18 protein-coding genes are annotated in these 19,318 nt (G+C 70.3%); 12 read left to right on the forward strand and 6 right to left on the reverse strand.

The features are described 5' to 3' along the window. Positions 1 to 113: 113 nt before the first annotated feature. The 8 genes from B1759_RS09560 to B1759_RS09595 all read left to right on the forward strand — a co-directional run bounded on the left by B1759_RS09560 (position 114) and on the right by B1759_RS09595 (position 10,923). Positions 114 to 1,220 (forward strand): mechanosensitive ion channel family protein, encoded by a 1,107-nt coding sequence (locus B1759_RS09560; RefSeq protein ID WP_095514779.1) that lies wholly within the window; start codon positions 114 to 116, stop codon positions 1,218 to 1,220. A gap of 51 nt (positions 1,221 to 1,271) precedes the next feature. Beyond that, entirely contained in the window at positions 1,272 to 3,344 is a 2,073-nt protein-coding gene (locus B1759_RS09565) for a BatA and WFA domain-containing protein (RefSeq protein ID WP_095514780.1), read from the forward strand. 419 nt (positions 3,345 to 3,763) lie between these two features. After that, the gene (gene hflX / locus B1759_RS09570) at positions 3,764 to 5,167 is read left to right on the forward strand and encodes a GTPase HflX (RefSeq protein ID WP_095514781.1); all 1,404 of its coding nucleotides are present in this window, start codon (positions 3,764 to 3,766) and stop codon (positions 5,165 to 5,167) included. A gap of 178 nt (positions 5,168 to 5,345) precedes the next feature. Continuing rightward, the gene (locus B1759_RS19260) at positions 5,346 to 5,999 is read left to right on the forward strand and encodes a CBS domain-containing protein (protein ID WP_143537330.1); all 654 of its coding nucleotides are present in this window, start codon (positions 5,346 to 5,348) and stop codon (positions 5,997 to 5,999) included. Positions 6,000 to 6,045: 46 nt separating this feature from the next. Beyond that, positions 6,046 to 6,525: a hypothetical protein gene (locus B1759_RS09580; protein ID WP_095514783.1), complete on the forward strand. Its 480-nt coding sequence runs from the start codon at positions 6,046 to 6,048 to the stop codon at positions 6,523 to 6,525. 171 nt (positions 6,526 to 6,696) lie between these two features. Beyond that, on the forward strand, positions 6,697 to 8,733 hold the full coding sequence (gyrB, locus tag B1759_RS09585; protein ID WP_095514784.1) for a DNA topoisomerase (ATP-hydrolyzing) subunit B: 2,037 nt from the start codon (positions 6,697 to 6,699) through the stop codon (positions 8,731 to 8,733). Between the two features lie 84 nt (positions 8,734 to 8,817). Further along, the gene (locus B1759_RS09590; protein ID WP_095514785.1) at positions 8,818 to 9,795 is read left to right on the forward strand and encodes a glycosyltransferase family 2 protein; all 978 of its coding nucleotides are present in this window, start codon (positions 8,818 to 8,820) and stop codon (positions 9,793 to 9,795) included. Positions 9,796 to 9,798: 3 nt separating this feature from the next. Next, positions 9,799 to 10,923 (forward strand): glycosyltransferase, encoded by a 1,125-nt coding sequence (locus B1759_RS09595; protein WP_095514786.1) that lies wholly within the window; start codon positions 9,799 to 9,801, stop codon positions 10,921 to 10,923. On the opposite strand, the gene B1759_RS09600 is transcribed toward B1759_RS09595, so the two are convergent. Continuing rightward, positions 10,920 to 11,288 (reverse strand): hypothetical protein, encoded by a 369-nt coding sequence (locus tag B1759_RS09600; RefSeq protein ID WP_143537331.1) that lies wholly within the window; start codon positions 11,286 to 11,288, stop codon positions 10,920 to 10,922. The two genes, B1759_RS09595 and B1759_RS09600, sit on opposite strands and share 4 nt — an antisense overlap. Before the next feature lie 101 nt (positions 11,289 to 11,389). Here B1759_RS09600 and B1759_RS09605 point away from each other — a divergent pair, with 101 nt between their 5' ends. Next, positions 11,390 to 12,208: a bifunctional 2-polyprenyl-6-hydroxyphenol methylase/3-demethylubiquinol 3-O-methyltransferase UbiG gene (locus tag B1759_RS09605; RefSeq protein ID WP_095514788.1), complete on the forward strand. Its 819-nt coding sequence runs from the start codon at positions 11,390 to 11,392 to the stop codon at positions 12,206 to 12,208. Positions 12,209 to 12,355: 147 nt separating this feature from the next. Beyond that, positions 12,356 to 13,540 carry a DUF819 domain-containing protein gene (locus B1759_RS09610; RefSeq protein ID WP_095514789.1) on the forward strand — a complete coding sequence of 395 codons (1,185 nt, stop codon included), beginning with the start codon at positions 12,356 to 12,358 and terminating at the stop codon, positions 13,538 to 13,540. Between the two features lie 84 nt (positions 13,541 to 13,624). On the opposite strand, the gene B1759_RS09615 is transcribed toward B1759_RS09610, so the two are convergent. The 3 genes from B1759_RS09615 to B1759_RS09625 all read right to left on the reverse strand — a co-directional run bounded on the left by B1759_RS09615 (position 13,625) and on the right by B1759_RS09625 (position 15,483). Continuing rightward, complete coding sequence (locus B1759_RS09615; protein ID WP_095514790.1) at positions 13,625 to 14,203, reverse strand: hypothetical protein; 579 nt, start codon at positions 14,201 to 14,203, stop codon at positions 13,625 to 13,627. A gap of 73 nt (positions 14,204 to 14,276) precedes the next feature. Next, on the reverse strand, positions 14,277 to 14,591 hold the full coding sequence (locus B1759_RS09620; protein WP_095514791.1) for a DUF971 domain-containing protein: 315 nt from the start codon (positions 14,589 to 14,591) through the stop codon (positions 14,277 to 14,279). A 58-nt stretch (positions 14,592 to 14,649) separates the two neighbouring features. Continuing rightward, positions 14,650 to 15,483: an NAD(P)-dependent oxidoreductase gene (locus B1759_RS09625; protein WP_095514792.1), complete on the reverse strand. Its 834-nt coding sequence runs from the start codon at positions 15,481 to 15,483 to the stop codon at positions 14,650 to 14,652. A 148-nt stretch (positions 15,484 to 15,631) separates the two neighbouring features. On the opposite strand from B1759_RS09625, the gene B1759_RS09630 reads away from it, so the two are divergent. Continuing rightward, a complete protein-coding gene (locus B1759_RS09630; protein WP_095514793.1) occupies positions 15,632 to 16,306 on the forward strand; it encodes a hypothetical protein in 675 nt (224 codons plus the stop codon). Positions 16,307 to 16,310: 4 nt separating this feature from the next. Here the strand turns inward: B1759_RS09630 and B1759_RS09635 are convergent, their stop codons facing one another. Together B1759_RS09635 and B1759_RS09640 are read right to left on the reverse strand one after the other, a co-directional pair. Further along, positions 16,311 to 17,477, reverse strand: a complete 1,167-nt coding sequence (locus B1759_RS09635) for an aminotransferase class V-fold PLP-dependent enzyme (RefSeq protein WP_198948808.1) — start codon at positions 17,475 to 17,477, stop codon at positions 16,311 to 16,313. Between the two features lie 108 nt (positions 17,478 to 17,585). Then, positions 17,586 to 18,212 (reverse strand): inorganic pyrophosphatase, encoded by a 627-nt coding sequence (locus B1759_RS09640; RefSeq protein WP_095515100.1) that lies wholly within the window; start codon positions 18,210 to 18,212, stop codon positions 17,586 to 17,588. A gap of 192 nt (positions 18,213 to 18,404) precedes the next feature. Here B1759_RS09640 and B1759_RS09645 point away from each other — a divergent pair, with 192 nt between their 5' ends. Beyond that, positions 18,405 to 19,244, forward strand: a complete 840-nt coding sequence (locus B1759_RS09645; protein ID WP_095514794.1) for an alpha/beta fold hydrolase — start codon at positions 18,405 to 18,407, stop codon at positions 19,242 to 19,244. Positions 19,245 to 19,318 lie beyond the last annotated feature (74 nt).

Here is a 19,318-nt window from a genome sequence, read left to right on the forward strand (position 1 = left end):
GCCCCCGCTGGCTACGGCTGGCGGGGGCGCTCTCGTGGGTGGAGTCTGTGTGACTGGAAGGGCTGCCGTGGGGCGTCGGCGCAACGGGCTGGAAGCGCGAGCGTTGGACCCGGATGACGCTCGCTCTCCAGACCCCTCTGTTCACCGATCTCGACCCCTGGCCGGGCTTCGGGGTGATACTGGCCGTCGCGCTCGGCGGGGCGCTGCTGGTCCACGCGTCGGTGTACGGTGTGCTCCATCGGATCCGTCGGACGGCACCGGAGCGGCTGCCCTTGCGTGGGCTGCTGGTGGTCCACACGGAGCGCTCCGCGCGGTGGGTGCTGGTCCTGCTCGCTCTGCGCGCCAGCCTCGGCCATTTGCCCGCCGAGGCGGGTGGGGTGGCCGGTCCGCTAGCGACGGCGGTCTCGATCGGGCTGGTGATCGCGGCGGCGCGGCTGGTGATCCGCGCGATGAGTGCCGTCCGCCAGTCGCTCGGGGAGCGGCTGGACACGAACAAGGCCGACAACCTCTCCGAGCGCCGCATTCTGACCCAGATCGGGCTGTTTCAGCGACTGCTGAATGTGCTGGTCGTCGTCGTGGCCGTGGCGGTGATCCTGCTCCACTTCGAGTCGGTGCGCCGGGTGGGGACGGGCCTGCTGGCGTCGGCGGGAATCGCGGGCATCGTGCTCGGCCTGGCAGCGCAGCGGGTGCTCGGCAACCTGTTCGCGGGCATCCAGATCGCCATCACGCAGCCCATCCGCGTGGACGACGTGGTGGTGGTCGAGGGCGAGTGGGCGCGCGTGGAGGAGATCACGCTGACGTACGTGGTGGTCCGGATCTGGGATCTCCGGCGGCTGGTCCTGCCGATCTCGTACTTCATCGAGACACCGTTCCAGAACTGGACGCGGTCGGCGTCGCAGGTGATCGGGACGGTCTACCTGCGGACGGACTACAGCGTGCCGGTGGACGCCGTCCGAGCGGAGGTGGGGCGGCTGGTGGAGGCGTCCGAGCACTTCGACGGCGAGACGTGGCGGCTCCACGTGACCGACCTCGGCGAGCGCGGCGTCGAGATGCGGGCGCTGATGACGGCGGCCAACGCGGACCACGCGTGGGAGCTGCGGTGCGAGGTCCGGGAGGGTCTGCTGAAGTGGCTCCGCGAGACGCACCCGGAGGCACTGCCGCGCACCCGGGTCGTGTTTCCGGAGGGCGAGGTGGTCGGCCGCGGTACCGAAGCGGACTGATCAGGGTCGGGGACGGCGCGCGACTCACGGGTGTGGCTACGTTCGTCGGCCATGGGCTTTCTGAATCCGCTCCTCCTGGTCGGCCTCGCGGCGGCGGCGATCCCGATCGTCGTGCACCTGTTCAACTTCCGTCGGCCGCAGCGGGTCGACTTCTCGACGCTGCGCTTCGTCCGCCAAATCGAGGCGACGGCGATGCGGCGAATGCGCATTCGCCAGTGGCTCCTGCTAGCACTGCGGACGCTGGCGGTGCTCTTCCTCGTGCTCGCCTTCGCGCGCCCGACGCGGACCGCCGACGCGGGCGTGTTCGAGGAGGGGACGGCGCGGAGCCTCGTGCTGGTGCTCGACAACAGCCGGTCGATGACGCTCCGGGACGCGCAGGGCGCGCTGATCGACCAGGCGCGCGGCCTCGGTGTCGCCGTCATCGAGGCGACGGGGGCGGGCGACGAACGAACGCTGCTCCCCGTCGCGCGGCCCGTGGAGGCGCGCATCGTGCCCTACACGACCGCCGGGCCGGTCCTCGATGCCATCGAATCCACGCCCGCACTGGCGGGGGCCGAGGCGCTCACGGCGGCGATCGCACGGGCGGGAAGCGTGCTGGAGGGCGCGCAGCACCTGAGGCGCGAAATCGTGATCGTGAGCGACCTCCAGGCGGCTACGTTCAGTGACTCCGCGAGCGCCACCCTGCCCGAAGGCATCGACCTGACGCTGCTGCCGTTGGGCGCGAGGGCGCAGGTCAACACGGCGGTGACGGACGTGCGGGTCGTAAGCCGGATCGTCGAGCCGGGGCGGCCGGTGCAGATCGAGGCGACCGTCGTGCGCTACGGGGGGCGGCCCGGGACGGTTGGCGCGGCGCTTCTCCTGGACGGCCAGCGCGTCGCCGAGACGGCCGTGGACGTGGTTCCGGGAGAGCCGGTCCGCGTGCCATTCACGGTCACGCCTCCCGCGCGTGGGTGGCTGGGCGGCGAAGTCCGTATCGAGGCGGACGCCGCGGCCTGGGACGACGCCCGCTTCTTCGCGCTCCGGGTGCCGCCGCCGCCGCGCGTGCTGCTCGTCCGCGGCGACGGCCAGCGGGCCGATCTCGTGGCGCTCGCGCTCGGCGTCGCTGCCGAGTCGGGGGGCGTGGCGCTCAACGAAATCGCCGAGGGCGCCCTGCCCGGCGCGGACCTCGACCAGTATGACGCCGTCGTGCTCGTCGGCCCCGCCTCGGTGGGCGACCCAGGGCGGCTGGCGGCGTTCGTCGGCGCGGGCGGCGGCGTGCTCGCGTTCCCCGGCGACGACGTAGATGCCCTCAATCCCATGCTGGCAGCCCTCGGCGCCGGTCGGATCGACGGCGCGGTGGGGGAGAGCGGCGGCGACGTACTCGGCACGACCACCGACCTCGACCTCGACCACCCCCTCTTCGCGGGCGTTTTCGACGCGGCCCGACCGACGCCCGAAGCAGTCGACCTCCGAAAAGTCGCGCGCTACCGTTCCGGCGGGGCCGACGAGACGACGCTCATCGCCACGCAGACGGGGGCGCCGCTGCTCCAGGAGGTCCGGCGAGGGGAGGGGAGCGTGCTGCTGTTCGGTGTCGCGCCCGACCTCGGCTGGAGCGACCTGCCCCAGCGGGGGCTCTTCGTCCCCCTGTTGTACCGCGCTGCGGCCTACCTTGCTGCCGGGTCGTCGATCGCTGACACGGGCGAGTTGACCGCGCGCGAAGGAGGCACGATCCGCGTGGAGGGCGTCGGTCCGGGCACCGCCCTTCGCCTCGTCGGCCCCGATGGAGTGACGCTGACCCCGCTCCAGCGGACGGTGCCGGGTGCTGTCGTGCTGGACGTGGGCGACGCGGTCGCGCGGGCGGGTCTGTACCGCGTGGTGCAGAGCGACCGCACGCTGCGCGTGGTCGCCGTCAACGAAGACGCGCGCGAGTCGGACCCGGCGGCGCTCGCTCCGGCGGAGGCCGTGAGGAGGCTGGAGGCAGCGACCGGGCGCCCGGTCCGCCTCGTGGAAGGAGCAGCCGGGCTCGCCTCGGACGGCGAGCGGGCGGGGACGCCGCTCTGGACCTACTTCCTGGCGCTCGCGCTGGCGTGCCTCATCGCCGAGACGCTCGTCACGACGCGGCGGCGCCCCGAGGTCGCAGCCTGAACCCACGGTGGCGAGGGAGCGCGGAGGCTCCCTCACCAGTCGGCCCGGTCATCCCACCACAGATTGACCGGGACGGATGGTGGGACGGGAGGCCCGCCACCACGTAGGCGGGGCGGGGCGTGTCGTCCCGGCGCGGAAAGGGTCGGCGGGCTCCCGGTCGCTTCTGGGGAAGGGTGCGCGCGAAGCCCCTGGCGGTGGGCCTGCGGCGAAACGGGGGAGCGGTGCCGACGGCCTCAGAATCGGGAGTCCACTTCGAGGACCACCTCCCGTGATTGCACGATTCACAGGACAGGCGAGCCCAGGGGGGAGCGTCGGGCCGCGAGGACCGATGGCCCGCGAGATCCGGTCTAGCTTTCACGGGCCCTCCGCACCGTTCGCTCCGTCTGTGCGTTCATCCTGTCGACTCCACACCTCGCCTTTTGACGCAACCGACTTCCCGCTCCCGTGAGACTGCCGTCCTCGTCGGCGTGCAGACGCCCGCTACGACTCCGGCCGAACTCCGCGATGGCCTCGACGAGCTCGAACTCCTGACCGATACCGCTGGCGCGGACACCATCGCTCGGCTGACTCAGAACCTGCCGCGCGTCCATGGGGCCACGTTCATCGGCAAGGGCAAGGTCGACGAACTCCGCCAGCTCGTCGAGAAGCACAAGGCCGACCTCGTCGTGTTCGACGACGACCTATCGCCGGTGCAGGTCCGCAACCTGGAGAAGGCGCTCAAGTCGGAGGACAACAACGTCAAGCTGGTCGATCGCTCCGGGCTCATCCTGGACATCTTCGCCAGCCGGGCGCGCTCGGCGCAGGCCAAGACGCAGGTCGAACTGGCGCAGCTCCAGTACCTCCGCTCGCGACTGACGCGGGCGTGGACGCACCTGGAGCGCCAGAAGGGCGGCATCGGGATGCGCGGGCCGGGTGAGACGCAGATCGAGACCGACCGTCGCCTCATCGGCAACCGCATCGCGGTGCTGAAGGACCAGCTGGAGAAGATCGACCGCCAGCGGACCACCCAGCGCAAGGGACGCCTCGACCAGACGCGCGTCGCGCTCGTCGGCTACACCAACGCGGGCAAGAGCACGCTCATGAACGCCCTGGCCGACGCTGGGGTCTTCGCTGAGGACCGCCTCTTCGCCACCCTCGACGCGACGACGCGCCAGATCCTCCTCGATACCAACAAGCCGGTGCTTCTGGCCGACACGGTCGGCTTCATCCGCAAGCTTCCCCACGCCCTCGTGGAAAGCTTCAAGAGCACCCTCGACGAGGTGCGGGAGGCGGACGTCCTGCTGCACGTGGTCGACGTCACGCACCCCAACGCCGAGGACCACATCCGCGTGGTCAACGAGACGCTGGCCGAGTTGGAGGCGCAGGACAAGCCGACGCTGATGGTGTTCAACAAGGTGGACGCCCTGGAGGACGCGGGGCTGCTCGATCAGCTCCAGTCGGCCTTCGGCAACGCCGTCTTCGTGTCGGCCCGGCGTGGCATCGGGCTGGACGAGCTCCGCACCCGCACGCTCGCGCTCGTCGAAGCCGACTACGTGGACCGGGTGGCGCTGCTGCCGGTCTCGAAGCCCAAGGCACGCTCGCACGTCCACAGCGTCGCCGAGGTGCTGGAGGAGACCTTCGGCTTCGCCGAGGACGCCTACGATGCCACCGCCCCGCCCGTGGCCGTCGTCCGGCTGCACTTCCGGGCGTCGACCAAGAATGCGCCGGACCTCGACCGGATGCTCGCGGGCTACGGCAGCCTGCGCTGGACCACTCCCTCCGACACCACGGCAGGCGACGGCGCCGCTGACCCCGCCACGCTGTCCGACGAGCCCGACGCCTGACCTCGCGAGGTGCTGTCAGGCGGCCGCACCGTTCGGGATCTACCTGAATGGCTCCCTGAGGGGGGCGAGTGGTCGCGTACCGACGGTGGCTCGCGGGGTGTGGTACGCCTCTTGCCCGTCTATTGGACACCGGGGCATGCTAGCTTGCCGCCCCGGTCGTCCCCCCTCCACCGGTTCCATGACCGTTGCTTCCCTCCTCAGCCCGCTCGACCCGCTCGCCACGACGGACACCGTCGGCGAAGCGCTCGTCGAGCTCGCGACCGCCCATCTCGCGCACCTGCCGGTGCTCGACCCGACCGACCGACTCGACTCGGTGGTGACCGAGGCGGCTCTCCGCGCCTACCCGGACCCTGAGGCACCGATCGGCGCGCTCGTCGCGGGCGAGCCCGTCGCCATCCGGCCGGATACCCACGTCTTCGACGCGGCCCACCTGCTCCGCCAGCACGGCCTGAGCATGCTCCCGGTGGTGGACGAGGAGGGCGTCTACGAAGGTCTCGTCGTCCGCCAGGACGTATTCGCGCAACTCGCCCACATGCTGGCCACCGAGGAGCCGGGCGCGATCGTGGTGCTGGACGCCGCACGGGACAACTTCTCGCTCGGTCAGGTGGCCCAGATCATCGAACAGAACGGCGTCCGCATCCTGTCCGTGTCGACGGAGGACGACCCCGGCGCGGGGCGTGTCCAGGTGACGCTCAAGCTGAACGTGTCCGACACGGCGCGCGTCCGCCACGTGATGGCCCACCACGATTACCGCGTCACGGCCGTCTTCGATGAGGCCGAGGACGATCTGGAAGAGCGCGCTGCCGCCTTCCTCCGCTACCTGAACGTGTAACCGTCGGAGCACGGGTCCATCGGGCCTGTGCCCGGCCCCGCCTCCGATGAGAGATCACTCGCACCCCGCTGTCGCCTTTCACGCCGTCGCCCTGGTGGCCGCGGCGCGGTCGGCGTTGCAGATGGCCCGCCAGATCGGCGACCGTCGGGCCGGGCGCGACGCCTCCGCGCAGGAGCCGGAGGGGACGGTCCGCACCGATCTGGACGCGCTCCGTGCCGACCTCGGTGCGCTGGTGGTCCGCCTGCGGCTGCGCGTGGTGGTGCGCTCGCCCGAGAGCGAGGCGGCCGCGCTGGCGCAGGCCTTCGAGGACCGCACGCTGCTGGACGACCTCGGGCGGACGTTGAGCGTGATCCACCAGAAGTTGCTCAGCCTGTACCCGGGCGTCGACGAGGAGGTGGTGGAGACGACCCGGCGGCTCGCCTCCGAGGCCCGTCAGCGAGCGGTCTCCGACACGTACGCGCGGGCGCTGGCTGACTTCGTGGCGCGTGCGAGTGACCTGCGCGACGCGCTCGCCGAGGCGGCCTGACCCGACGGTGTGAACAGGGTGCGAGTGGGTCAATATCCACGGAGACGAGGCGTTGAGTGGGGCCGGTCGTGAGTCGAGAAATCACGGCTGCGAGGCCCGTCCGGCCGTATTTTCGGCTGATTGACGCTGCGATAGATCTGGCCCTCGGCCACTCCCTGACTCCCCCGCTCGATGTCCGCTACCGACCGCCCGTACGAGAACGCTGCCACGCCCGACGGCCAGACGCCGACGCCGCCCGCCAACGCCCTCGCCGTTCCGCCGTCCGCCGGAGACGGCGCGCCCGCGCGAGGCGACTACGGCGCGGGCAACATCCAGGTGCTCGAAGGGCTGGAGGCCGTCCGCAAACGCCCGGCCATGTACATCGGCGATGTCGGTGTTCGCGGGCTGCACCACCTCGTGTACGAGGTCGTGGACAACTCGATCGATGAGGCGCTCGCGGGCTACTGCGACCACATCGAGGTCGTCATCCACAAGGACAACTCGATCTCGGTGTCGGACGACGGTCGTGGCATCCCCGTGGCCATGCACCCCACCGAGGGCAAGCCCGCCGTCGAGGTGGTGATGACGGTCCTGCACGCAGGCGGCAAGTTCGACAAGGACACCTACAAGGTGTCGGGCGGCCTCCACGGCGTCGGCGTGAGTTGCGTCAACGCGCTCTCGGACCGCCTCGACGTCCAGGTGCGCCGCGACGGGGGCGTCTTCAAGATGGCCTTCGAGAAGGGCGACACGGTCGAGGAGCTGACCCGCGTCCGCGACATGACCGAGGGCGAGGAGACCGGAACGACGGTCCGCTTCAAGCCGGACGCGAGCATCTTCTTCGACCGCGTCTACCGCTTCGACACGCTGGCCTCACGCATGCGTGAACTGGCGTACCTCAACAAGGGCATCACGATCACACTCACCGACGAGCGCGAGGACGACGAGGCGCTGGGCGCCGAGACGTACCACTCGGAGGGCGGCCTGGCCGAGTTCGTGGCCTATCTCGACGAGGCGCGCGAGTCGCTCTTCGACGGCGAGATTCACATCGAGGACGAGGACGCCGACGTGCCCGTGGAGCTGGCGATGCGTTACAACACGGGCTACCAGGAGAACGTCCTGTCGTTCGTCAACAACATCAACACGCACGAGGGCGGCACGCACGTGTCCGGCTTCCGCCGCGCGCTGACGCGGACGCTCAAGAGCTACGCCGACAAGAACGAGCTCCTCAAGAAGGCCAAGGTCAACCTCTCCGGCGACGACTTCCGGGAAGGCCTCACAGCCGTCCTGAGCGTCAAGGTCCAGGAGCCGCAGTTCGAGGGCCAGACCAAGACCAAGCTGGGCAACGGCGAGGTCCAGGGCGCCGTCGAGAGCCTCGTCGCTCAGAAGCTCGGCGAGTGGCTGGAGGACCACCCCCGCGAGGCCAAGACGATCGTGCAGAAGGTGATCCTGAGCGCGCAGGCGCGGACGGCGGCGCGCCGTGCGCGCGAGCTCGTCCAGCGCAAGTCGGCGTTCGGCGGCGGCGGCCTGCCCGGCAAGCTGGCCGACTGCGCGTCGAAGGACCCGAGCGAGTCGGAGCTCTACCTGGTGGAGGGAGACTCCGCCGGCGGCTCGGCGAAGCAGGCGCGCGACCGCCACTTCCAGGCCATCCTGCCGCTGCGCGGCAAGATCCTGAACGTCGAGAAGGCCCGCCTCGACAAGATCCTCGACAACGAGGAGATCAAGAACATGGTCACCGCGCTGGGTGTCCAGATCGCCGCCGGGGCCGACGAGTTCTCCGACGAGAAGCTCCGCTACCACAAGATCGTCCTCATGACGGACGCCGACGTGGACGGAGCCCACATCCGGACGCTCCTGCTCACGTTCATCTACCGCTACCTCCGGCCGTTGCTCGAGGCGGGCTACATCTACATCGCGCTGCCGCCCCTCTACCGCGCCAAGAAGGGCAAGAAGGAGGTCTACGCCTGGACCGACCAGCAACTGCAGGAGGCCATCGCGGACATGGGCGGCGCCGCGGGCGTCGGCGTGCAGCGCTACAAGGGGCTCGGCGAGATGAACCCCGAGCAGTTGTGGAGCACCACCATGGACCCCGAGTTCCGCATGCTGCAGCTCGTCACCATCGACGATGCCGCGGCGGCCGACAAGACGTTCTCGACGCTCATGGGCGACGCCGTCGAGCCTCGGCGCAAGTTCATCGAGCGCAACGCCAAGTACGCGACCATCGATACCTAGAGGGATCTGGGATGGAGAGGGACGGAGGGGTGGGCCGAGTGCTCCGTCCCCGTCCCGCATCCCGCGCCTCGTATCCCTCTCGCCATGCGCCCCGACCTGTCCATCGTCGTTCCGGCCTACAACGAGGCCGAGAGCCTGCCCGAGCTGGCCGACCAGATCCGGGCGGCGCTCGACGGCGCGGGCCTCTCCTTCGAGGTCTGGCTCGTTGACGACGGCTCGGACGACGGGTCGTGGGCGACGATTCAGGACCTCCACAGCGCCGACCGGCGCTTCGCGGGCGTCCGCTTCCGGCGCAACTACGGCAAGAGCGCCGCGCTGGCAGCGGGCTTCCGTCGGGCCAACGGCCGCTGCGTCGCCACCCTCGACGCCGACCTCCAGGACGACCCGGCCGAGCTTCCCGAGATGGTCGCCCGCCTCGACGCCGGGGCGGACCTCGTGAGCGGGTGGAAGCGGAAGCGGCACGATCCCTGGGAGAAGCGCATCCCGTCCAAGTTCTTCAACAAGGTCACGCGCTGGCTGTCGGGGATCCCGCTGCACGACTTCAACTCAGGCATCAAGGCGTACCGACGCGAGGTGATCGAGAGCGTCCGTGTGTACGGTGAGCTGCACCGCTACATCCCACTGCTGGCGAAGTGGGAGGGGTTCACGGCCATCGAAGAGCAGGTCGTCAACCACCGCGAGCGCATCCACGGGACGACGAAGTTCGGCCTGGAGCGCTACCTGCGCGGCTTCCTCGACCTGATCACGGTCGTCTTCCTGACGCGGTTCGCGCGCCGGCCGATGGTGTTTTTCGGGGGACTGGGCACGTTGGGCTTTCTGCTCGGCTTCCTCGTGCTGGTGTACCTGACCGTCGAGAAGCTGGTCTTCGGCGCGGGCATCGGCGGGCGCCCGCTGCTCCTGCTGGGCGTCATGCTGATCCTGCTGGGAGCCCAGTCCTTCCTCGCCGGACTGCTCGGCGAGATGATCGTGCGGCCCGAGATGGAGCGGGCGGACCGCTACGACGTGACGGGCGAGATCCTCCCGGCCGAGGCGGCCCCGGAGCCCGCCGGGGTGCGGGCGTAGCGCGTGGCGCGGATCGCTCTGATCGGTCCGGCGTGGCCGTACCGCGGCGGCATCGCCCACTTCCAGGCGTCGGTGGCACGGGCGCTGGCCGCGCGCGGGCACGAGGTCTCGGCGGTCACCTTCTCGCGTCAGTACCCGGAGGCGCTCTTTCCCGGCACAACGCAGTACGAGGACGGTCCGCCGTCTCCGGATCTCCCGGTGGCGCCCCGGCTGATCGACTCCATCGACCCGCGCTCATGGTTTCGCGCCGCTCGACACGTCGCCGACGCGGGCGCCGAGGTGGCGGTGCTCCAGGTCTGGATGCCATTTATGGGCCCTGCGTTCGGTGTCATCGCGCGCCGACTCTGGAAACGGGGCATCCGGGTCGTGGCCGTCGTCCACAACGCGATCCCGCACGAGCGGCGTCCGGGCGACCGCGCGCTGAGCCGCTACGGGCTCTCGGCCTGTGACGGGCTGATCGTGCTGAGCGACCAGGTACGCGAGGACCTGGCGACGCTCGGCATCACCGCGCCCATCCGCCAGCGGGCACACCCGGCCTACGACACGTTCGGGGACCCGACGCCGAAGGCCGACGCCCGCGCCCGCCTCGGGCTGCCAGCAGACGTCCCCGTCTTCCTGTTCTTCGGCTTCATCCGCCGCTACAAGGGGTTGCACGTGCTGCTCGATGCCTGGGCCGGTGTCCGCCGCCGCGTGCCCGAGGCGGTGCTGGTGGTCGCGGGCGAGTTCTACGCCGACGAAGCCACGCTCCGCGCGCAGATCGACGCGCTGGAGGGCGTGCGCCTCGATGCGGATTACATCCCCGACGACCAGGTTGGGCTGTACGTCTCCGCGGCGGACGCGGTCGTGCAGCCGTACGTGACGGCCACACAGAGTGGGGTCGCCCAGATCGCGTTTCACTTCGAGCGGCCGGTTATCACGACCGACGTCGGCGGGCTGGCCGAGATCGTGCCCGACGGCGAGGCCGGGCTCGTCGTTCCTCCGGAGGACCCCGCCGCGCTGGCCGCCGCGCTGGTCCGGTTCGTCGACGAGGGGCTGGGGGAGAAGTTGAAGGAGGGCGTCCGCCGGGCCCGTCAGTCGACCTCGTGGACGGCTCTCGCCGAGGCCGTCGAGGACCTCGCCAGACTCTAGGCCGGTCCGTGGAGCCAGGCGATGGCCTCCGACTCCTCGAGGAACGTCCTGGCCTGAATCCCAGCCACCGAGGACGAGGCCTCGAAGAACTGCGCCTTCTCGAACTGCGCGTTGTAGTCGTCCAGCAGCGCGATGCGACCACTGTACGCCTCGGGGTGCTCCAGGACCACCTGCACGACCCGGTAGACGTCGGGGAAGGACAGCCGGCTCCGAACCCCTCGGATGTCGACGAGAAGGTTTTTCCCGGCTGCACCGGCATCCCGTGCGATGTCCAGCACGAGGGCCTGTGTGGAGGCGAGATCGAACTGGCCTTCGACGGTCACACGCGCCAACTCGCCGAGGGGAAGGAGGGTGTACGACGTCATCAGCGGGCCAGGGAAGCCCATCAAGGTAGAGACCTTTCACCGAAGCCGATTCCTCGCCCCGCAGCGGGCGGCGTAATCTGGCCGACTCCTCGCATTCGACCGTGGACTACGACCCCGTCAAAGACCGGCTGGGCGCCTTCTTCTGGAAGACGCCGACCCGCACGAAGGCCTTCTACCGGCTCCTCGACACCGTCTTCCTGCGTTCGTGGTACGTCCGGCGGGCCCTTCGCCAGCGGATCGCGGCGATGGGCGACCGCCCCGTCCGCGTGCTGGACGCGGGGACGGGCTTCGGGCAGTACGCTTACTGGCTGCTGGACACGTTCCCGAACGTCACCGTCACCGCCGTCGACATCAAGGACGACTACCTGGAGCGGGCGCAGGCGTTCATGGCGCAGACGCCGTACGCGGGGCGCGTCGCGTTCGAGAAGGCCGACCTGACCCTGCCGCTGGAGTATGCCGACGCGTTCGACCTCGCACTCTCGGTGGACGTGATGGAGCACATCGAGGACGATCGGGCGGTGTTTCGGAACGTGCTGGCGGCGCTCAAGCCGGGCGGCGTGTTCATCGTCAACACGCCGAGCGACCAGGGAGGGAGCGGCGTAACGGCGGAGGGAGAGGAGAGCTTCATCGGCGAGCACGTCCGTGATGGGTACCCGCTCGCGGAACTGACCGAGAAGCTGGAGACGGCGGGGCTGACGGTGGTCGAGACGGCCTACGCGTACGGCCCGGCGGGCTCGGCGGCGTGGCGGCTGCTGGTGAAGTGGCCCATCCAGGCCCTCAACGCGAGCTGGCTGACGGCGCCGCTGGTGGGCGCGTGGTACGCGGTGGGCGGGCCGGTCGGGCTGGCCCTCAACGCGGTCGACCTCCGCGCCGACAATGAGACCGGGACGGGGCTCGTCGTCGTGTCCGTGCGCCCGTAGTTCTTGGAGTAGGCCCCGAACTCGCCCGGAAGGCGACTGTCAGGTCCCGAGACCGGTCGAGTACCTCCCGGCGGTCATGGAACCGAGAATGGAGGTCGCCAAGCCGGCCGGAAGACCGATCTTGGCCATTCGTCTCCCGGTTCGCTCGTGTCCGCCAGCCTGTTCGTCGCCGCCGTCCTGTGTGGACTCGTCGCCCTGAGTGAGTGGCTGGTGCGGAAGACTCCCGCGCGACACATCGGGTCAGCGCTGCTGGTGATCCTGCTGACGGCGGTGGTCGCCAACCTGGGACTGATCCCGACCGGCTCGACGGCCGAGGCGCCGGTGCCGGTCTACGACGGCATCTTTTCGATCCTGGCGCCGCTGAGCATCTTCTGGCTGCTGCTGGGGGTGGACCTGCGGGCGGTGCTGCGGGCCGGTCCGGCCGTCGTCGGGATGTTTCTGATCGGGACGGCGGCGACGGCCGTGGGCGTGCTCGTGGGGATGTGGGTGGTGAAGGGGCCGGAGACCATCGGCCCGTCGTTCAACGCGCTCGGGGGGATGTTCGCGGGGACCTACACGGGCGGGAGCCTCAACTTCAACGCCGTCGCCATCGGGTACCGCGTCATGGAGGACGGGCCGCTGTTCGCGGGGGCCGTGGCCGTCGACAACATCGTGACGACGGTCTGGATCATGGCGACACTGGCGCTCCCGCGCCTGCTGATACCATTCTGGCCCACGCGCACCGCCGCTGCCGATGCGCCGGCTGCGGCGGAGGGGCCGTTGCTGGGCATCGAGGACGACACGGAGACGCTCCATCCACTCGACCTCGGGCTGATTCTGGGCCTGGGACTGGGCGCGCTGTGGGTCTCCGAGTGGGCGGCCGGCGCACTCGCCGCGGCGGGCATGGCCGTTCCGGGGATCCTGATCCTGACGGTGGTGGCGCTCGTGATCGCCCAGTTCCCCATCGCGGCCCGGCTCAAGGGCGCGCGGCTGCTGGGGATGGTGGGCGTCTACCTGTTCCTGGCGGTCGTCGGCGCGTTCTGCGACGTGGTGGCGCTGCGGGGGTTGGGCAGCCTGGGAATGACGCTGCTGGCGTTCACATCCATCGCGGTCGCCGTCCACGGCCTCGTGGTGTTCGGGGTCGCGCGGGTGTTCAGGGTGGACCTCGCCATCGCGGCGGTCACGTCGCAGGCCAACGTCGGCGGGGGGACGTCGGCGCTGGCGCTGGCGCGGAGCCTGGGCCGCGACGACCTCGTGCTGCCCGCCGTGCTGGTAGGCTCGCTGGGGACGGCGCTGGGGACGTTCGTCGGCTTCTGGGTGGCGGGGGTGGCGCTGCCCCTGCTGCTCGGGTAGGCCCGCCTCGGGGCCGAGGCGGACAAGGGCGCCTTTCCGGCCGCTCTGGACATGCGCTCCGCAGCCTCGCCGCGCCGACTCCGGTCAGTGGAGGTACAGTCGACCGTTGGAGACGAACGTGGCGATGTCTCGGTGGAGGCCCCGAAGGTGAAGGAGACGACCAGAGTCCGGCAGCCGAACCTCGGCCTCGGTGATCTCGATAGATCCCCGGCCTCCTTGACCGTTGCCGACGAGCACGACGGTCCCGGTGGCGCGGATCACGAGCGGCCGGTACGCGATCCACTCGGCGGCTCCGTACCCGTCCGTCTCCTCGTCCACGTAGTGGGCATAGGTGTCTTGCTCCACGTCCAAGCTGTCGAATGCGAACGTCAGCTCGGCGGTGCTGTCGTCGATGACGTCGACTCCGAGCTCTCGCAGCCCGTCGGGCCGAAAGCCGATGTCTCGGCCGGCGTATCCGGCCCACCCTGTCGAGTCATACGCCGCCAGGGCCTGCGCGGAGGATGGCCAGTCCCCGGTGTCTGCATGATGGCGTAGCGCTGCGAACGCCAGCGTCGTCACAGGCCAGGAGGCGGCGCTCTCCGCAGCCAGGCGGTCGTCGCTCGTGCATCCCGCTGCGGCCAGGGCGAGTGCCAGGCAGGCGACAGAACGGTGAGTCGAGGCCATCGAACCTGTCCGGGGCAGAGGGGGGAAAGTCAGAGACACCACCTCGACGGATGCGTTGCCCGGCCGTGTGGCCTCACCCATACCCTCGCAGCGTCTCCCACCGGAAGAGGCCCGAACTGTGACCGTCGCCCCAGGTAATCTGGAGCGCGTAGTGGCCCGCCGGGCGCAGCTCCTCGATCTCGTACGTCATCAGCGAGGGCAGTTCGAACACGATCGGGTCGACTGGCTCGGCCATTCCCGCGTGCCCGCCCCGGCACTCGGCGCACGGGCAGGCGCGGCGGAGGCCTTCGTAGGAGTACGTCGACACGTGCTCATCGGCCCAGCCGACGGTGAGCGTCTGGTCCTCGGCGGAGGCTTCGAGGCGGACGGGCTGAAATGCAGGGTTCATGGTTCAAGGTCAGGGTTCGCAGGGTGTGGGTCCTTGCGAACCCTGAACCCCGAACCCGCTACAGAAACAGGTCCGGCATGAACTCCGTCGCGCCGGGCGTGACGGCGTAGCCCGAGAGGTCGGTGACGCCCGCCTCGGCGAGGACCTCGTCGTCGAGGAAGAAGTTGCCCGTGCGAGAGGAGGGCATGGTCAGGACCGCGTGCGCAGCGTCGGCCATGATGTCGGGCGTGCGGCTCATGTCGATCATGGCCTGCCCGCCGAGGGCGTAGCGGACGGCAGCGGTCGCGATGGTGGTGCGCGGCCAGAGCGCGTTGGCGGCGATGCCGTCCTCTTTCAACTCCTCGCCCCAGCCGAGGACGCACATCGACATGCCGTACTTCGAGATCGTGTAGGCGACGTGCGGGCCGAACCACTTCGGGTCCATGTTGAGCGGCGGGCTGAGGACCAGGATGTGGGGATCGCGGTCGGCCTTCGCGCTCGCCTGGAGGTGGGGCAGGGCGGCCTGCGTCACGCAGAACGTGGCGCGCGTGTTGACGCTCTGCATGAGGTCGAACCGCTTCATCGGGGTCGCCTCGGTGCCCGCGAGGAAGATGGCGCTCGCGTTGTTGACCACGATGTCGATGCCGCCGAACCGCTCGGCGGTCTCCGCGATGGCCTCAGCGACGCGGTCCTCGTCGCGGGCGTCGACCTGAAGGGCCAGCGCCTGGCCGCCCGCCTCCTCGATCTCGGAGGCGACCGTGTGGATGGTGCCGGGCAGCTTGGGGTGCGGCTCGGCCGTCTTGGACGCGATGGCGATGTTGGCGCCATCACGCGCGGCTCGGAGCGCGATGGCCCGGCCGATGCCGCGGCTGCCGCCGGTGAGGAAGATCGTCTTGCCAGCGAGGGAGGCCATCGAGGTGCGGAGAGGGAGGGAGGGACGTAGGCCGCTCCGACGCGCGACATCGGGTGTGGGGTCCGCCCGACCCAGAGAGAGGTGGGGCGTCTGCACCAGGGACGTGCGCTTCGAGAGCCGCAGCTTTGGGAGCCCCCTCTCCGTGCTCATGCGCCTGCTTCTCCTCGTGACCGCAGCCAGTCTGACAGCCTGCTCCGGTCTCCCGCCGGAGACCCTCCCGGCGCTCAAGGGCGGCGAGGTCGTGACGGGCGTCACGCTCGCGTTCGACATGCAGAACCGTCCCAACCCTGACGTGGGCGCCTGGGTCGGGGTGGGGCTCGGACACGGAGTGGACGCCTCCATCGGGGTGGACCTGCCCGCCATGCTCGTGATCGGTGGGCCGGCCGCGGCGGGCTTTCCGCTGCTCGGGATCCCGCCGGGCCTGTCCGTTCGGAAGACATTCGAGAACGGGCTCGGCGTCGGGGTCGGCTCCGGGTCGCGGTTCCTGTTCGCCGCAGGCCGCGATTCGTCGCACGCCATCACGCACCTGTCGACAGCCGGGGTGTTCGTGACGACCGCCTCCCGGGAGGACCGGATGGTGCAGGGCCGGGCGACGCTCCACGTGGGCTACGCTCAGGTCCGGCGGCCCAACACCGCGGCGACGGAGCGCGGGCTGGCCGTCCACGTCGCAGGGCAGGCCGGGCCGTCGGTGGCGCTGGGGGACACCGCGCGGGTCCTCGTCCCGATCCGCGTCCAGGGTGGGGCGTTCGTGTGGCCGCGACGGTCGGTCGTCCAGGGGCCCACCTTCGGGCTCGGCGCCCAGATGCACGAGGGCTGGAAGTGAGGCCCTAGGGCGCGGCGTCAGCGAGGGCTGCCAAGAGCGCGTCCGCGTCGTCAGCGTCGTTGTATACGTGCGGTGACACCCGTAGGACGCCGCCACGGACGGATACCGACACGTGGTGCGCCGTCAGCGCTTCGCGGATCGCCTCCATCGAGGCACCTTTCGGTGGGCGGAGCCCGAACAGGTGCCCGGCCCGCTCGTCCGCCTCGGCGGCGCCGTAGCCGAGGTCGCGCGCTCCGTCGACGATGCGGGTGGCCAGCGCCCGGCAGGTCGCCTGGATCCGGTCGGCGCCCCAGGCGTGGATCTGCTCGATGCCCGCCGCCAGCATCGGCAGCAGGATCGGGTTGGAGCGCTCGCCGACATCGAAGCGGACGGCGCCGGCGGCGTAGGCGTCCTCGTAGTCCGTGAGCCCGTCGAAGCGGTCGCTGCCCGCGCGGGCGATCCAGTTCTCTTCGAGCGGACGCCCGTCGCGGAAGCGCTCGCCGAGCCACAGCGCGCCCATCCCGTACGGACCCAGCAACCACTTGTAGCCCGCCATCGCCAGCGCGTCCGGTCGCGCCTCGGCGACCGAGATCGGCAGTGCGCCCACCGACTGGGTGCCGTCCACGACGAACGCGGCGCCGGTCTCGCGGCACCGCGCGCCGACGGCGGCGAGGTCGAACACGGTCCCGTCGGCCCAGTGGACGTTGGGGATGGCGACAAGGGCGGTCTCGGGGCCGATGGCGTCGAGCAGGCGCGCGTTCCAGTCGGCCGTGCGCCCCGGCGTGCCCAGCGGTCCGGGCGCCTGGACCGTGACGATGGTGGCCCCGTTCTCATCCGCGAGCCGCCGCCACGGGTAAATGTGGCTCGGGAACTGCTCAGCGACCACCACCACCGTCTGGCCCGTCTCGACCGGCAGGTTCGCCGCGACCGTCGCCATGGCGTACGACACGGCCGGGATGAGGGCGACGTGCGCGGCACCGTCGGGGTCCCCGATCAACCTCGCCACCAGTTGCCGGACGCGGTCGGCCGTCGAGAAGAACGTCGCCGGCGCGATGTCGGTCGGCAGGCGCTTGGCGCGGACGCCTGCGATACCTGCCTCCTCGACCGTCTTCGGCATCGGCGTCATGTACGCCGCATTCAGATAGTGAACGCCGCTGGGGAGCGAGAAGAGGTCCGTCTGGGGGGCGAGCACAGGGCAGGGGAGAGGGAGGAGGGGCGTGGATCCGGAGAGCCCGGCGTGCCGCACGCTACCTCCTCCCGGACGACGCTCGCAAGCCGGCCGAGGTGGGAAGTCTGGGACCTACTCCGGCCCCTCGAACTCATCGCGGTAGTCGGCCCGGGCGGCCTCGATGACCTCCTCGGCATGGGCGCGGCCGTAGGTGCGCGCGATTGAGGCCGTCGAGTCGCTGCCGCCGGGGACCAGCTTGTAGGTCGAGAAGTAGTGCGTGAGGCGCTCGACGAGCTTCTCGGGCAGCTCGCTCATCTCGGTCACCTTGCCCCAGAAGAGGTCGTTGCGGAGCACGGCCACGATCTTGTCGTCCGCCTCGCCGTGGTCGATCATCTGGAGGCCGCCGACGACGCGGGCGTCGAGCGTGATGTCGGCGCGCTCAATCTGGCGCTCGGAGACGACGCAGATGTCCAGCGGGTCGTGGTCGCCGCGCGTGGCTTCGGGGCCGGAGAGCGCCGCGACGCGCTCGGCGCAGTAGGTCCGCGGGATGAAGCCGTAGAGCGTCGGCGGGAAGGCCGAACTGCGCTGGGGTCGGTCGACGCGGGTGTAGCCGGTGACCTTGTCGAGCTCGTACTTGACCGAGTCGAACGGTGTGATCTCGACGTAGGCCGTCACGATGCGCGGGGCATCCGGCCCGGCGTCGAGGCCGTGCCACGGGTGAGGGCGCCAGCGGAAGAACGGGGCGGGGAAGGGGGGCATCGGGCGGGCGGAGGGGGCTGCCAAGACGCCGCCGGGCCAGTCCCGGTTGCCGATCCGGGATCGCCCCATTTCGCACGAAGAGCCTGGAAAAGCCGGGCCTGCTTCAAACCCTCTATGCGCGGTCCGGTATCACACGTCTCCTTTCTTCCGGTCGTCCCTGGCTTCGCGACCTCCTCTCTCTCCCTCTCTTCCATGCCCAACGTCAAGACCTCCACCGCGACGCCGACCGCCGAGCTGTTCTACCAGGACCTCAACCCCGAGGGCTCGGCCGGGACGGTCGTCCTGATCCACGGGTGGCCGCTGAGCCACCGCATGTTCGAGCCGCAGCTCTGGCCCCTCACGGAGGCGGGCTACCGCGTGATCGCCTACGACCGGCGTGGCTTCGGGTCGTCGGCCTTCCCCGCCTCCGGCTACGACTACGACACGTTCGCGGCCGACCTCAACGACCTGCTCACCGAGCTCGACCTGACCGACGTGAACCTCGTCGGCTTCTCGATGGGCGGCGGTGAGCTGGGCCGCTACGTCGGCACGTACGGCACCGACCGGGTCAAGAAGCTCGTGTTCATGAGCTCTGTCTTCCCGTACATGCTCAAGACCGACGACAACCCGAACGGCGTCCCGAAGAGCACCTTCGACGACATGAAGGCAGGCCTGAAAGAGGACCGCCCGGCCTTCCTGCAATCGTTCGGGAAGGACTTCGTCAACTACGACACGCTCTCCGACACGATCTCAGAGCAGGTGCTCCACTACCACTGGTCCATCGCCGCGATGGCGCAGCCCAAGGCGACCGTCGACTGCGTGGACGCCTTCGGCCTGACCGACTTCCGCGCCGATGCCGCGCGGATCGACGTGCCGACGCTGTTCATCCACGGCGACGACGACCAGATCGTCCCGTTCGAGACGTCGGCCAAGACCGGCAGCGAGCTGGTAGAAGGCAGCACGGTGCATACCGTCGAGGGCGGTCCGCACGGTCTGAACCACACGCACAAGGACGAGGTGAACCGCGTCCTGCTGGACTTCCTGGCGTCGTAGGCCCGGCGCTCCTCCCGGACGATTCCGCCCGCCTCGGCTACGCCGCCGAGGTGGGCGGTTCTGTGTCGGAGCAA

This window comes from Rubrivirga sp. SAORIC476, assembly GCF_002283555.1.
GTDB lineage: Bacteria > Bacteroidota > Rhodothermia > Rhodothermales > Rubricoccaceae > Rubrivirga.

Excerpts from the sequence above, each read along its gene's own strand:
- B1759_RS19260 (WP_143537330.1), top strand. The coding sequence starts at position 5,346 with ATGACCGTTGCTTCCCTCCTCAGCCCGCTCGACCCGCTCGCCACGACG.
- B1759_RS09625 (WP_095514792.1), bottom strand. The coding sequence starts at position 15,483 with ATGGCCTCCCTCGCTGGCAAGACGATCTTCCTCACCGGCGGCAGCCGC.
- B1759_RS09565 (WP_095514780.1), top strand. The coding sequence starts at position 1,272 with ATGGGCTTTCTGAATCCGCTCCTCCTGGTCGGCCTCGCGGCGGCGGCG.
- B1759_RS09600 (WP_143537331.1), bottom strand. The coding sequence starts at position 11,288 with ATGACGTCGTACACCCTCCTTCCCCTCGGCGAGTTGGCGCGTGTGACC.
- B1759_RS09560 (WP_095514779.1), top strand. The coding sequence starts at position 114 with ATGACGCTCGCTCTCCAGACCCCTCTGTTCACCGATCTCGACCCCTGG.
- B1759_RS09640 (WP_095515100.1), bottom strand. The coding sequence starts at position 18,212 with ATGCCCCCCTTCCCCGCCCCGTTCTTCCGCTGGCGCCCTCACCCGTGG.
- B1759_RS09620 (WP_095514791.1), bottom strand. The coding sequence starts at position 14,591 with ATGAACCCTGCATTTCAGCCCGTCCGCCTCGAAGCCTCCGCCGAGGAC.
- gyrB (WP_095514784.1), top strand. The coding sequence starts at position 6,697 with ATGTCCGCTACCGACCGCCCGTACGAGAACGCTGCCACGCCCGACGGC.
- B1759_RS09630 (WP_095514793.1), top strand. The coding sequence starts at position 15,632 with ATGCGCCTGCTTCTCCTCGTGACCGCAGCCAGTCTGACAGCCTGCTCC.
- B1759_RS09580 (WP_095514783.1), top strand. The coding sequence starts at position 6,046 with ATGAGAGATCACTCGCACCCCGCTGTCGCCTTTCACGCCGTCGCCCTG.
- B1759_RS09615 (WP_095514790.1), bottom strand. The coding sequence starts at position 14,203 with ATGGCCTCGACTCACCGTTCTGTCGCCTGCCTGGCACTCGCCCTGGCC.
- B1759_RS09645 (WP_095514794.1), top strand. The coding sequence starts at position 18,405 with ATGCCCAACGTCAAGACCTCCACCGCGACGCCGACCGCCGAGCTGTTC.
- B1759_RS09590 (WP_095514785.1), top strand. The coding sequence starts at position 8,818 with ATGCGCCCCGACCTGTCCATCGTCGTTCCGGCCTACAACGAGGCCGAG.